The 14,035-nt window shown below is 37.0% G+C and carries 15 protein-coding genes; 2 read left to right on the top strand and 13 right to left on the bottom strand.

What is annotated here, in order from left to right:
• Nucleotides 1–75: 75 nt before the first annotated feature.
• The 8 genes from K5Q14_RS00605 to K5Q14_RS00570 form a co-directional block, all read right to left on the bottom strand.
• On the bottom strand, nucleotides 76–1,995 hold the full coding sequence (locus K5Q14_RS00605) for a PTS fructose transporter subunit IIABC (RefSeq protein ID WP_220733897.1): 1,920 nt from the start codon (nucleotides 1,993–1,995) through the stop codon (nucleotides 76–78).
• A gap of 18 nt (nucleotides 1,996–2,013) precedes the next feature.
• Nucleotides 2,014–2,925 (bottom strand): 1-phosphofructokinase, encoded by a 912-nt coding sequence (gene pfkB / locus K5Q14_RS00600; RefSeq protein WP_220733896.1) that lies wholly within the window; start codon nucleotides 2,923–2,925, stop codon nucleotides 2,014–2,016.
• A gap of 10 nt (nucleotides 2,926–2,935) precedes the next feature.
• Complete coding sequence (locus tag K5Q14_RS00595) at nucleotides 2,936–3,688, bottom strand: DeoR/GlpR family DNA-binding transcription regulator (RefSeq protein ID WP_220733895.1); 753 nt, start codon at nucleotides 3,686–3,688, stop codon at nucleotides 2,936–2,938.
• Between the two features lie 136 nt (nucleotides 3,689–3,824).
• Nucleotides 3,825–4,421 carry a 5' nucleotidase, NT5C type gene (locus K5Q14_RS00590; RefSeq protein WP_220733894.1) on the bottom strand — a complete coding sequence of 199 codons (597 nt, stop codon included), beginning with the start codon at nucleotides 4,419–4,421 and terminating at the stop codon, nucleotides 3,825–3,827.
• Between the two features lie 174 nt (nucleotides 4,422–4,595).
• The gene (gene rpsP, locus K5Q14_RS00585; RefSeq protein WP_220733893.1) at nucleotides 4,596–5,009 is read right to left on the bottom strand and encodes a 30S ribosomal protein S16; all 414 of its coding nucleotides are present in this window, start codon (nucleotides 5,007–5,009) and stop codon (nucleotides 4,596–4,598) included.
• 89 nt (nucleotides 5,010–5,098) lie between these two features.
• Nucleotides 5,099–6,568, bottom strand: a complete 1,470-nt coding sequence (locus tag K5Q14_RS00580) for a PH domain-containing protein (RefSeq protein WP_220733892.1) — start codon at nucleotides 6,566–6,568, stop codon at nucleotides 5,099–5,101.
• Nucleotides 6,561–7,052 (bottom strand): PH domain-containing protein, encoded by a 492-nt coding sequence (locus tag K5Q14_RS00575; RefSeq protein ID WP_220734143.1) that lies wholly within the window; start codon nucleotides 7,050–7,052, stop codon nucleotides 6,561–6,563. Before K5Q14_RS00575 ends, K5Q14_RS00580 begins: the two co-directional genes overlap by 8 nt.
• A 13-nt stretch (nucleotides 7,053–7,065) precedes the next feature.
• On the bottom strand, nucleotides 7,066–7,257 hold the full coding sequence (locus K5Q14_RS00570; protein ID WP_220733891.1) for a hypothetical protein: 192 nt from the start codon (nucleotides 7,255–7,257) through the stop codon (nucleotides 7,066–7,068).
• Nucleotides 7,258–7,483: 226 nt separating this feature from the next.
• On the opposite strand from K5Q14_RS00570, the gene mscL reads away from it, so the two are divergent.
• On the top strand, nucleotides 7,484–7,864 hold the full coding sequence (gene mscL, locus K5Q14_RS00565) for a large-conductance mechanosensitive channel protein MscL (RefSeq protein ID WP_220733890.1): 381 nt from the start codon (nucleotides 7,484–7,486) through the stop codon (nucleotides 7,862–7,864).
• Nucleotides 7,865–7,961: 97 nt separating this feature from the next.
• On the top strand, nucleotides 7,962–8,594 hold the full coding sequence (locus K5Q14_RS00560) for a deoxynucleoside kinase (RefSeq protein WP_220733889.1): 633 nt from the start codon (nucleotides 7,962–7,964) through the stop codon (nucleotides 8,592–8,594).
• Nucleotides 8,595–8,636: 42 nt separating this feature from the next.
• Here the strand turns inward: K5Q14_RS00560 and ruvA are convergent, their stop codons facing one another.
• From ruvA to ruvB, 5 genes are all read right to left on the bottom strand, one after another.
• Nucleotides 8,637–9,227 carry a Holliday junction branch migration protein RuvA gene (gene ruvA, locus K5Q14_RS00555; protein WP_220734142.1) on the bottom strand — a complete coding sequence of 197 codons (591 nt, stop codon included), beginning with the start codon at nucleotides 9,225–9,227 and terminating at the stop codon, nucleotides 8,637–8,639.
• A 145-nt stretch (nucleotides 9,228–9,372) separates the two neighbouring features.
• Nucleotides 9,373–10,737, bottom strand: a complete 1,365-nt coding sequence (locus K5Q14_RS00550; protein WP_220733888.1) for an ABC-F family ATP-binding cassette domain-containing protein — start codon at nucleotides 10,735–10,737, stop codon at nucleotides 9,373–9,375.
• Nucleotides 10,738–11,015: 278 nt separating this feature from the next.
• A complete protein-coding gene (gene queA / locus K5Q14_RS00545) occupies nucleotides 11,016–12,077 on the bottom strand; it encodes a tRNA preQ1(34) S-adenosylmethionine ribosyltransferase-isomerase QueA (RefSeq protein WP_220733887.1) in 1,062 nt (353 codons plus the stop codon).
• Nucleotides 12,070–12,930, bottom strand: a complete 861-nt coding sequence (locus K5Q14_RS00540) for a metallophosphoesterase family protein (RefSeq protein WP_220733886.1) — start codon at nucleotides 12,928–12,930, stop codon at nucleotides 12,070–12,072. The genes queA and K5Q14_RS00540 overlap by 8 nt, the downstream gene beginning before the upstream one ends.
• On the bottom strand, nucleotides 12,930–13,988 hold the full coding sequence (gene ruvB / locus K5Q14_RS00535; protein WP_220733885.1) for a Holliday junction branch migration DNA helicase RuvB: 1,059 nt from the start codon (nucleotides 13,986–13,988) through the stop codon (nucleotides 12,930–12,932). Before ruvB ends, K5Q14_RS00540 begins: the two co-directional genes overlap by 1 nt.
• Between the last annotated feature and the right edge of the window lie 47 nt (nucleotides 13,989–14,035).

Below are 14,035 nucleotides of genomic sequence, written 5' to 3'. Positions count from 1 at the left end.
AAAGATAGCAAACTGCTATCAATTATGAAGATAATCAAAAAAACCTAATCGATAGTTTATCGATTAGGTTTTAGATTATGCTGCTTTTTTGAAAGAACCGTAAACGATGCCAGAAACAACAGCCCCGATTGCTATAAAGAGCAGGTATAGCAATGGTGAACTTGTCAAGGCAATCACGAAGATACCACCATGCGGTGCTAACAATTTAATGCCAGCCAAACCGACTAGTCCGCCAGACAACACTGAGCCAACCATGAAACTTGGAATGGCACGTACTGGATCTGCTGCTGCAAATGGGATGGCCCCTTCTGTAATGAAAGATAGTCCCATAACAATGTTAGTCAATCCTGCTTGTCGTTCTTGCTGATCAAACTTATGTTTGAATAATAGTGTGGCTACAAACACTGCCAATGGTGGTACCATACCACCAGCCATGACAGCTGCCATAATCACTGAGCCACCACTTGCAACCGTTGCTGCTAAAGTGCCTGTTCCAAAGACATAGGCCGCTTTGTTAATTGGGCCACCCATATCAATTGACATCATACCGCCAAGTATGGCACCTAAGAGTACGGCATTGGTGCCATCCAAGCCAGATAAGAAATTATTCAAACCAGTGTTGATTGCTGACATTGGAATATTAATCAGTAACATCGCAAATCCAGTTAATAAGACCCCTAATACTGGATAGAACAAAATTGATTTAATGCCATCTAATGACTTAGGCAATTTTTGGAATACCTTTTTGAGCAAAAGCATAATACCACCGGCTAAGAAACCACCGACCAAAGCTCCTAAAAATCCTGAAGGAATTGGCAAATGGTTGGCATCTAAGCCAACATTGTAGAGATTGTAACCATTGGCAGACAATGCCCCGGCTACGAATCCAGCCACTAATCCTGGTTTTTCAGCAATTGAATAGGCAATATATCCTGCCAAAACTGGTAACATGAAACCAAACGCTGCGCCACCAATTTGTTTAAAAAGCGCAGCAATTGGGTGATAAGTTCCCAAACTTGATAATGCACTGTTTGGCACACCTAAACTTTGGTCAATTAAGAAGGCAAACGCTATGGCAATACCGCCACCAATAACGAATGGTAACATACTTGATACACCACTCATGAGATGACGATAAAATGCCTTACCAATTGATTGTGGTGCTTCTGTTGATTGTTGCCTAGGTTCGTTAGTATGGTAAATAGGGGCTGTTTGACGAAGTGCCAAATCGATTAATTCATCTGGCTTACGAATGCCATCTGCTACTGGTCGATTGATTAATGGCTTGCCATCAAAACGTGCCATATCAACTTTTTTATCAGCTGCTATAATCACCCCTTGTGCGTGTGCAATATCTGTATCTGTTAACTTGTTCCCTACACCACCGGCACCATTTGTTTCAACTTTAATGCGAATACCGAGTTTTTCAGCATGTTTTTTCAACGATTCTTCGGCCATATAAGTATGTGCAATACCAGTCGTACATGCTGTTACAGCAACAAGATATGGTGCATCATCATCAACAACTACTTCAGTTGATTCCGCTTCTTGTTCTGTAAACAGACTAACTACTTTAGCTGGTGTCTCTGCTTGCTTTAATTTATCCATAAAGCCATCTTGTAGCAAATAACGTGATAGGCTGGCTAGCGCTTCCAAATGTGTGTTATTAGCATTAGCCGGTACTGCTATCATAAACAGTAAATGGACGGGTTTCCCATCCATGGCATCGTAATCAACACCATTTTTTGATCGCGCAAAGACTACAGTGGGCTGCTTGACCGCATTATTTTTCGAATGGGGCATCGCAATGCCATCACCTAAACCTGTTGTTGTCTGTGCTTCACGTGCCAAAATACCCTTTAAAAATTCTGATTTGTTCGTAATGCGATCAGTTGCATAAAGTTGATCGATCATTTCATCAAAAGCCGCTTGCTTTGTTGTCGCTTTTAAATCTAAAATCATCACCTCTGGTAATAACAATTCACTTATTTTCATGACATTTCCTCGTATTTATCAAATAGTTGTGATACTAACCTGCTGATAAATTTCCTCAATTTTTTGTTTTGTTGCTATATCATTACTAAAGGCTGTTGCAGTACCGCTAGCTACAGCAATTTTAAAACTTTCTAATACATCTTGAGATTGTAACCATGTACCGATAAAACCGGCAATCATTGAATCACCAGCACCGGCTGAATTTTGAACTTGACCTTTAATTGGTTTTGCAAAATACTGTGTCTGTTGCGTAAAAAGTAGCGCACCGTCGCCAGCAAGTGACACAATAGCATGTTTGGCCCCATCTTTTATCAATTGTCTGCCCCATCGTAAGAGATCAGCTTGCGTAGCTAAATCAGTCCCATACAATTGTGCTAATTCGCTGCGATTTGGTTTGACTAGTAATGGTTGAGCTGATAAGGCCTCTTTTAATTGTTGTCCAGTCGTATCAATAACAAATCGTGCACCACATCCCTGGATTTTTTGTAACATTTGTTGATAAACCTGATTATTCAGGCTTTTAGGCACACTGCCTGAAAGAATAACAACGTCATGACTCGTTAAACAATCAAATTTTTGAAAAAACATTGCCAACTCTTGTTCAGTAATTGCTGGTCCTGTCGCATTAATTTCTGTTTCGTTTGTTGCCTTGATTTTTAAATTGATACGAGTATTACCAGCTATTGATGTAAAATCTTGTACTAAATGTGGTTCAATTAAGGCGTTTTTTAAATGATCTCCGGTAAAACCCCCAAGAAATCCCCAAGCTGTATTATCAATAGCTAATTGACCTAGCAGTCGGCTCACATTAATACCCTTACCGCCTGGAAAAATAGTTTCTGAATCAGCACGATTTGTTTCACCTAATGTCAATGTTTTCAAACGTGTTATAAAATCCAATGATGGATTCAAAGTGACTGTATAAATCATAATTTCCCCTCTATGCTTCTAAAACGGTCATAACCTGCTTCAGTTCATCACGTTGCTTTGACACTAAATTGGTCGTAACCAAGACAACCTCTTTCAATGCAACCGCCTTAGCAAATGAGGCAATGCCAATTTTGCTGGCATCTGCCAACACATAACTCACGTGAGAACGTTCAACCACTGCGCGTTTAACAGCAGCTTCCTCTAAATCTGGTGTTGTTAGTCCAAATTCAACAGATATACCATCAGCGCCAACAAAACTAACATCAAATACCATATTTTTAATCTGTTCAACTGCAGCTGCACCTATTACGGCATCTGTCGTTTGTTTTACTTGTCCTCCAATGATTAACACGGGTATCATCAAGTCTGATAGGTTGGCTGCATGATGAACTGAATTGGTAACAACTGTAACCGCAGGTTTCTTATCCGCTAAATACGCAATAACTTCGCCTGTTGTTGACCCAGCGTCTAAAAAAAGTGTCTCGCCACCTTGCAACCGTTGTACCGCTCGTTTCGCGATTTTTTGTTTATCAGCTTGATAAATCGGCCTGCGTTCATTGACTGTCGATGATTTTTTATTTTGAGCAATAAATTCAACACCACCATGCACACGCTTTACTAAACCTTTATTGGTTAACACGGCTAAATCGCGTCGTATGGTTGAAATAGATGTTTGCGTAACCCCCTTTAGTTCCTGCAAGGAAATAAACTGATGCTTTTGAATTACGGCTAAAAGTCTTTCCTGTCTTTCTTCTACAATCATTGTTTTCCTCACTTAATGTAAGCGCTTTCTTTATAAGAATAGAATACCTCTTTTTAAATCTATTTGCAACATTTTTATACCACATTTGTTCAAAATACGTCAAAAAAAGTAATCAACTGATTGATTACTTTTTGTTCTATTCCCAATGCGCTTTTTCAAAGCTATCAGTGCGACCATAAAGTTGATAACCACTCTGCGTTGCTACTGTTTCTGCACTTAAGCGTAGTGTGCCGAATGTCTTATAGGACTGAGCAACTGCAGTCAAATATGTCACTAATTGATCTGACCACACTAAGCGCTCATCGTAACCATACTGAAGCCATAAACTATCTGTTGCGTCATCGTTCCATTGGCTCGCACCATGATAAGGACGATCATCGATTAAAATGCCACCAACACCATGTGCTAAACTTTTATCATGCGTTAATGTCACCCGCTTATAAAACGGACTTTGCTTGTCATCCCCAAAATATTGTGCAAGCCAAAGTAATTTATCTTGCCAAGCACTGGCATTTTTCCATGGTGCAGTTGACAAAATATGTAGTTCATAGTTTTCTGCTAACGATTGAACAGCTTCAATAGCGCCAGACATCGGTGGTAAATCGCGAAAAACGCCAGGTATTTGATCCGGCTTTTTTACTTTTTCTGACTTCATATCAATAGCATTTAAAATTGATAACGTATCAACCAATACATTATCCATATCTAAAAATAATTTAGGTTTCATAACCATTTATCTTCTCCATTATTATCAGAATTAAAGAAAGCGTTTCCATATTTGGATAATTTCATTATAGCTGATGTAAGATTAATTGGCAAAATTGTTTTATACATTGATTGATATCACCCTAATAACAAAAAGAGACAATAATCATAAATAATTATGATTGTTGTCTCTTTACTTAAATTATACTAATGCTAACAAATCAGCTTTTTTTGCTGATGAAGCAAATTCGATGCCCTTAGCATTCAAATATGCTTTAAGTTCAGCAACAGTATTCTTTTCTGTTGGCTTTGCTGCTGATGCAGCAGGCTTAGCAGCGGCTGGCTTCTTACCAGACTTTGATTCATTATGCTTTGCCAAGATACCAGCATTGCTCAACAAGTTGCGAACAGTTTCTGATGGTTGTGCACCATTGCTCAACCATGACAAAATCTTTTCTTCGTCTAACTTGATTTCTGCAGGTTGTGTGATTGGGTTGTATGTACCAACTGTTTCGATGAAACGGCCATCACGAGGTGAGCGTGAATCAGCGATCACGACACGGTAGAAAGGACGCTTCTTGGCACCCATACGCTTCAAACGGATTTTAACTGACATATTTAATGTCCTCCAATTTTCTTTTGTGTTTTTTACACATTAATTTACTTAATTAGTATCTCACTAATTGATGACTATGTCAAGTGTTTTTACTTGACACGTGTTAGCCAGCTTTCAATTTTATGTACCTCTGACTGCTTAAGATACCGTAATGTCAGATATTGCGCTGAATCGCTATCCCGTACAACAATAGTAAAATGCTGTGCTTTTTTACGCATCATAAAATAACTTTGTGACGTTTGGAGACCTTGAATCTTTTCTCGCGGTATAAAATAGGTATGTTTTGTCAAATTTAACGCTGTTTGTATGATTAAATAATCATCATCAAAGTACAGGCCTTGATTTGCCATCTTAACATAGGCAACTACAAGCGAATAACAAACAGTTATGGCAGCTAATAAAATTAAAATTGGTAATTCATATGGCACATGCAGATTTATCATGTATTTGATCATGCTATACAAAATCAACACGCTACCTATTATGAGGCAGTCAAGCATAAGAATGTAGCGTAATTGATAAACTAATGCTTTTGAAACCGTTGACGCTTTCAAAGGCTGTAAAACATGATATTTTGGTAAAAACTGCTTTAAAACATTTGTCGCTTCAACTTCTTTGATGACTGGCATAATAAGTGTTTGCTTTGTCTGATCATTCTTATCTACAATTGATGATGATAATAAAACGTTAATAGATACAAGATGTACTAATCGCCGTAACAACGATTGTTCATAATGAACAGCTTGAATACGCGAGGCCCTTACCTGCATGTTTTGTTTTGTCAAAAGACCACGTGTGATATTTAAATGTGCTCCTGTACGAGAAATGGTAAATTGAAAATAGCGATTATACAAGCGTATGAATGCACTGAAAAAACCAACAATAATCACAAATACTATTAACATAGCATATATTTCAACTGTTTGATTATTTATCCACTGATCAAGATAGTTTTGAAAACCCTTCGGCAAAAATTCAGTCACTGTTGTCACAGCTGCAAATAACAGACCTACAGTTCCTAAACTACCTAAGGAGGTCAAAGCGTATACACATAAATCGCGATTGTTAATTTGATACTGTGCGTCTACTTTGGACGATACCACTTCGATAGTCTCGTCTGTTATTTTTGTCTGTGCTTGTTTGCGTAATGTCTCAATGGCTTCAATTTGCGGTAAGAGCAATGCCTTGAATTCAAGTTTATCATCATTTTTACCAGAAGTTTCTATACTGACTTTAAATACTTCAAATGGTTGAAAATAAATTGGTTGTGTTCGTGTGATGGTCTGAACACGTTCAAACGTTATATGCGCACGTTTTTTCACGAATATACCTTGCGTTACGGTAATTTCATGGGGCGTGATGTCATAAACAAAGAACCACCAATTCAATACGCCAACTATTAACGATAGTAACAAAATACCAATAACGACAAATAATTGCATCTGCCAACGATTGTCATTTTTAAAGAAAAGCAAAAAAGCTGGCAAGATAATCATCCGAATAGCAGCAATTGATTCTGAAAAAATCGCAACTTTTGGTTGATGTTGGCGTTTAGTCATCTGTATCTACCTCACGTGCTTGTCGTGCTGCTGTAATCAACTGATTACGTAAATACTGTGCCACATCTTCATTAATTGCTTCAATTTTAAAGGCATGTGCCGCTGTGACAATTGACACATTTTGCAAATGATAGATTTTTAAAATTGGTCCCTGAATCGTATCAACATTTTGTATACGATTCAAGGGAATTGTTTCCGATTGACGTAGAAAAAATCCTTTATAAATAGAAACAGCGTCCTGATGCAAGATATATTTGTGAAAGCGATAACGATAAGGAATCAAAACAGCATGACCAATAATAATCAACAAAACAAATCCCAGTAATACATTAATCCAAATTGTTAAAGGATTATGCCACTTGAAATCCAAAAATAGATTACTTGCTATTCCGATTGCTAAGACCACTACTAATGCAATCATATCGTATATTAACCACACTTTTTTTGCCACTTTTGGCAAACTCTGTGCATCGTTTGGTATCATTGCTAGTTGCTTTCTATTCTTCACGTTTGGCATTGATTTCTTCACTTAATATAATCAGATTATCTAATGCACGTCGGGCTAGTCGTGAATCATGAGCCCGATTAGCGTCATTGGTAATGCCACCCAAAGTGTGTGGCGTATTAACATCATTGATGATACTAATCAACTGTTCATGCCAAGTGGTTAACTGTTCTTTTTCGTTCATAAGTTTTCTCCTCCAAACAATTATGTTTATTTTATCATGACTACAATTTTATGTCATGATAAAATAAACATAATTTTTCGCGACAACACACAATTCCTAAGAAATATCATACTTTTAAAAAAACATATTGTAATCTTTGTATTTTAAGGTAAAATATTTATATAGAATGTAGAAATGAAAGGAATGTATTGATAGGTAATAACATACCGTCAATACAAACAGAAATATGCTCTCAGAATTTAAAACATTTATCATGCGTGGTAACGTGCTTGATTTAGCAGTTGGTGTGATTATTGGTGGTGCTTTCACCGGATTAGTTAAGTCTTTAACTAACAATTTAATTGGCCCAATCTTGACATTTTTTACTGGTGGTACTTCCGACTTAGCCAGTTTAAAGCTTGTCATTACTAAAGAACTGACCTTTAAGTATGGTGCCTTCATCAACGACTTGATTAACTTTTTGATTACGGCATTTGTCGTCTTTCTTCTAATCAAAGTTATCAACCGCCTCTTCCGTACAAACAAGGAACAGGCAGTAGAAGTTAATCCTGAATTAGAAATTTTAACTGAAATTCGCGATTTATTGGAATCTGAAAAGAAAGCATAATGTTCGCATTTTAAAGTCAATCCGCCCAAAAACTGACCTTGTTGTTTGGACGGATTTTTTGTATAGTTATTAGGTTACTAAATTATTGGAGGTCGTCATGGTGATTATTACCGCAGGCATGATTGGCGTCGGAAAAACAACATTAACTGGGTTGATTGCTGAACATTTTGGCACACAGGCCTTTTATGAGCCGGTGGGCGACAATCCCGTACTCCCACTTTATTATTCCGACCCAAAACAGTATGGTTTCTTACTACAAATTTATTTCCTTAATCGTCGTTTTGATATGATTAAGAAGGCACTAGCAGATGACAATAATGTGTTAGATCGCTCAATTTATGAAGACGCTTTATTTACATCTGAAAATCATAAAGATGGTAACATCACAGATGCTGAAATGAACGTGTACACACAACTACTCGATAATATGATGGCTGAACTACAAAAATTACCTAAAAAAGCCCCTGATTTACTCGTTTACGCTGAAACTGACTTTGAAACTATCCTCTACCGCATTAAAAAGCGTGGACGTGATTACGAACAGTTTGACGATAATGATGCCTTACGTCAATATTATTTCCGTATGTGGTCAGCCTATCGTGATTGGTTTGATTCATATGATGCATCACCAAAAATAAAAATTGATTTACAAACATTTGATCTAGAACAAGAAAAAAATCAAAAAATTATCTTACAACAAATTGATCAAGCATTAAAAGCAATACATTAAAAAATACGTCCATCGCAGCTTAAGCTGCGATGGACGTATTTTTTAATTGACTAATAACTTTAATGCTGAACGAATATAACCATCTGTGGTATCGTGTTTTACTGCTAAAGTTTTTTCCAACTTAACAACTTCTTTAGCACTATAGCCTAATGATTCTAAAGCTTCTAAGGCATCAGACAATGCCTGGTTTGAATTTGCTTGTGCCACTGGCGTTGTCATACCAACGGAGGCAGCTAAATCATCCAATTTCCCTTTCAAATCCAAAACAATTTGTTGCGCTGTTTTTTTACCAACACCTGGAAATTGTGTGAGGTAAGTTGCATCATCATTTGCAACAGCATTAACTAAGCCAGATGCATCATCACTAGCTAAAATAGCCAAAGCACTTTTAGGTCCAATACCAGAAACATTTAATAGCTTATTGAACAATATTTTTTCATTTTCATCGATAAAGCCATACATCGTAATTTCATTTTCACGTACAATTTGTTCAACGTAAACGTGCGATTCCACATTTTGTTCAAAACGATATGGATTAGCTACAAACAGTTTATATCCCACACCACTGCGATCACAAATGACCAAATAGGCTGGGTAAATATTCGTAATCAAACCATTAATATATTCGTACACTGTCATTTCTCCCTTAAATTGAATATTTTCAGTTTATCATAAAAAAACAATTTGACATAGTGCTCTAACAAATATTCATTCCCAATAACGTGTCAAGTCATTTAGAGTTGCAATAACACAATTACTATTCTACCAGTTGTTAGTTTTATACTTGAATTAATGTTTCGTCTTTAATCATCATTTTCTTCGTAGCCACACGTGTCACGAAATCACGGTAGTGTGAGACAAACAAAACAGCGCCTTCATACTGTAACAAAAAATTAGCCAGTGCATCAATCGCTGACAAATCCAAAAAATTAGTCGGTTCATCAAGCACTAATAAGCGTGTATCCGTTAATAAAACTTGCAACAATAACACTTTTACTTTTTCACCACCGCTCAACGTATCCACGGGTTGAAACACTTTATCACGTTTTAATCCAAAAGCACCAAGAAAATCACGCGCTACTTGAGATGTTTGTGACGAATAAGGTAAAACATTCTCTATAATAGTTTTTGACCCAATCAGTGTTGCTAAATTTTGTGTGAAGTAACCATAGGAATCATGATTATTTACCAAAATCTGTTTAATTAAAGTCGTTTTCCCAGTCCCATTGGGACCAAGAATAGCCAATCGTTGCCCAGTCTCTAAATTGAAATTAACGTTTTTAATCAAGAGACGTCCATTTCTTGTAACCTGTTCATTAAGAACCTTCAGCATGGTTTTTGGTTTTGAATTTTGTTCCACAATGGCTTGCAATTTTAATGATTTATCAACTAGTGGTTTATCGATCTGTTCAAGATTTGACAATCGTTTTGTCATACTTTTAACGTTCTGTGCTAACTTTTTTTGACTTTTAAGTGCCTTACCTTTTCCACTAATTAAGCGTGCGTCTGATGGACTAATATTTTTAGGGCGTTTAGTCACCTGTTTTTCACGGCGCTGAACTTCATCAATTGCCCGTTTAAGATGTTTTCTTTGAGTAACTGCATTGTTATATTTATGTGTTTGCGTAGAAAATCGCATATTTTTTTGGTATAGATAATCATCATAATTACCCGAATAAGATATCAACTTTGTATCAGAAATTGCCCAAATAGATTGACTTGTTTTATTTAACAGATACGTATCATGCGAAATAATGATCAGCGTCCCATAAAAATGATTTAAACGTCTAATAAGCCAATTTTGATGCTGCATGTCTAAATTCGAAGTTGGCTCATCTAGAATTAAAATATCTGGCTGTCGAACCAATGCCTCATTGATACGCATCATCATTTGTTCACCATCGCTTTTTTCATGATCAATTTGATTAAGTTGTGGTACATAAGAAACACGACCTGTCACAATTAATTTGCCATCATCAGGTTGTAAATTACCTGTTAATAATCGAGCTAATGTTGTTTTCCCTGAACCATTAGAACCTATCAATCCTATACGTTCACCGACTTTTACTTGCTGCGTAACATGGTTTAAAATGTTACGACCACCGATAGTATAAATAACTTTATTAAATATTATTGCTTGCATAAAAAAACCTCCTCTGTTTTAAGCAGAATTGGTGTTTTCAAAATGAACAAAAAAGTTCGACCTGTTTGTCGATTTTTTGCGCACTTATCCTATTACATCCAATTTTACCTGTGTAATTTGAACGAATAGTTTAGTTACGCACTGGATCGACCTCTTTTCAATATCTATAACAAATTGTATCATGTCAGACTTTTTATAACAAATAAATGCTTGATATATCACTGTCAGGATCAAGTATCACAGACAGGAAGAACATGGCAATAATCACCAGGATACCCCTAACGCTTGATAAACATTGCATCCCCAAAACTAAAGAAACGATACTTGTCATCCACCGCGTGCTGATAAGCATTCAAAATATTATCACGTCCTGTAAAGGCCGCAACTAACATAACCAAAGTTGACTTGGGAAGATGGAAATTTGTAATAAAGGCATCAACCGTTGTCCACTGATAACCTGGTTTAATAAATATATCAGTCCAACCTGAATCAGCTTGCAATTGCCCATCAAATTTTGAGCCAATTGTTTCCAATGTACGAATAGACGTCGTACCAGTCGCGATAATGCGTCCACCAGTAGCATGAACTTGATTCAAAGCATCAGCCGCCTCTTGACTCAACTGATAGAACTCTGAATGCATTTTATGATCTTCAATGTTCTCTTCCTCAACTGGTCTAAATGTTCCCAAACCAACATGTAGTGTTAATTCAATTGTTTGGACACCCTTTGCACGCACCTTATCAAGTAGCTCTGGTGTCCAATGCAAACCAGCCGTTGGTGCTGCGGCAGAACCATCAACTTTTGAATAAACAGTTTGATAGCGTTCTTGATCTGCCAGCTTTTCTTTAATATAAGGTGGTAGCGGCATCTCACCTAATTTTTCTAATAATTCCATGAAAATGCCTTCATAGTGGAATTCAATATAGCGCCCACCATGCTCTAATTCGCCGACAACTGTGGCAGTCATGACTGGATTGTCAATGTCATCACCAAAAACAATCGTTGACCCTACAGGTGATTTTTTAGCGGGCTTAACCAATGTTTCCCAGACATCACCATGGTCTTGACGTAATAATAACACTTCAGCATGCCCACCTGTTTCAGGACGTGCACCATGTAAACGTGCTGGTAACACACGCGAGTTATTCATCACAATGGCATCCCCTGGGTTCACATAGTCTAGGATGTCATAAAAATGTTTATCTTCATACGCGCCTGTATCCGCATTCAAAACTAACAAACGTGATGAATCACGCTGCTTTAAAGGCGTTTGAGCAATAAGCGCTTCTGGTAAATCATAATCAAAATCTGCTAATTGATAATGTTGTTCTTCAGTCATGTTTTTCACCTGTATTGCCTTCTAAACCAGTTGTTTTTTCAAATTCAAATCCAGTTAAGGCGACCTTTTCTTTTGCCTGATCTGATAATACTTTATCTTCATTAGGGATGTTAAATGTTTTTAAGACATCTGCATAAGTCAAATCATTTCTATTAAGATAATCAACTAACAATGCTAATTCATGTCGCTGCGTAGCAGTTGGCTTATTAATTGTAATCGTCTCATCAAATGCCCGTTCAATCAGGCGATCATAACGTTTATTTTCTGATTCTATTTGATATAATTGCGCAATCTTTTTTTGCCGTGCAACCAAAAGTGGTGTCAACTCATCAAAACTAATGGGTGCACCAAACTTTCTGGTTTGCATATAATCTGAATCTAACGACAAGTTAATCATACCGTCAGATTGATACTCAGCTTCATGAATATGACCATGCACAGACAAAATTGGATAAGGTAGATCAATAGCATAGTGACTCAACCACACTTGTACGCCATTAATTTTAACTGCTTTGGCAGTCTCAACAACTTCTATGATACCCGTTTCTGGGGTCTTTAGCGCTGCTTTTATTTGATCAGAATGATCGTGATTACCCTTAAAAAAGACAATATGACCATTTAACCGTATTAATTGCGCAACAAAATCTTGCTTTTTTCTAAACATTCCAAGATCACCTAAAAAATACACGGTATCTTCAGCTTTAACAACATTATTCCAAGTTGTTTCAAGGTAAGTATCCATGTTTTTAATCGTTGGTTCAATGCCTAGCTCATGTAGAGATTCTTCACGTGATTTATCAAAATATAAAATTTTTTCATGGTTAAAATGCGTATCCGACATAATATATTGCATTATTGTTCCCTTTGATACGGTATTTTAAGGTGTTCATAGGCACTTTGAGTGACAACACGACCACGTGGTGTGCGCTGCAAAAAGCCAATTTGTAATAAATAAGGTTCAACCATAGACTCTAACGTTTCAGCCTCTTCGCCAATATTGGCCGCAATAGTGTTCAAACCTACGGGGCCACCCTTATAATACTCAATCATGGTTCCTAGAAATTTGTGATCTGTTTCATCAAGGCCACGGTTATCAACACGTAATTTATTCAATGCAACATCAACAATTGCTTTATCAATTGCGGATTTACCTTCTACTTGTGCAAAATCACGGACACGCTTCAATAGTCGATTAGCAATACGTGGTGTCCCACGTGATCGCAAAGCGACTTCATAAGCGCCCTCTGATTTAATTGGGGCGTTAAAAATATCTGATGATCGCACGACGATTTCTTGTAATTCTTCTGGTGTGTAGTAGGCCATTGAATTAATGATTCCAAAACGATCACGTAAGGGTTTTGATAGCATGCCTGGTCTTGTAGTTGCACCAATTAATGTGAAAGGTGGTAATGGAAAATGAACCGCACGTGCTGTCGGTCCTTGACCGACCATAATGTCAACAAAGTAATCTTCCATCGCCGAATACATAATTTCTTCAATATTCGTTGGTAAGCGATGGATTTCATCAATAAATAAAATATCACCTGGTTCAAGTTCGTTCAGTAAGGCTACTAAATCTCCTGGCTTCTCAATTGCCGGACCAGAAGTTGTTTTAATATGCACAGCCATTTCATTTGCAATAATCATGGCTAATGTTGTTTTTCCTAACCCTGGTGGTCCAAATAGCAACACATGATCTAATGCCTCTTCACGTTGCTTGGCTGCAGAAATATAAACAGTAAGTTCTTCTTTTAAGGCAGCTTGACCAATATATTCACGCAAAAATTGCGGACGTAATGATAGTTCATTACGCTGTTCCGCCTCATTTGCTGCTGCATCACGTATTAATTGATCAGCTGCGGTATTTTCATCATACCATTGGTTAAATTGTGGTTCTTGTTGATCTACCATATTTATCATTTTACCATGTTTGTTGGGTATTTATATTAAAGACTGCA

It is taken from the genome of Leuconostoc inhae (genome assembly GCF_019656015.1).
Taxonomy (GTDB): Bacteria; Bacillota; Bacilli; order Lactobacillales; family Lactobacillaceae; genus Leuconostoc; species Leuconostoc inhae_A.
This window is presented reverse-complemented; position numbering and strand designations above follow the sequence as displayed.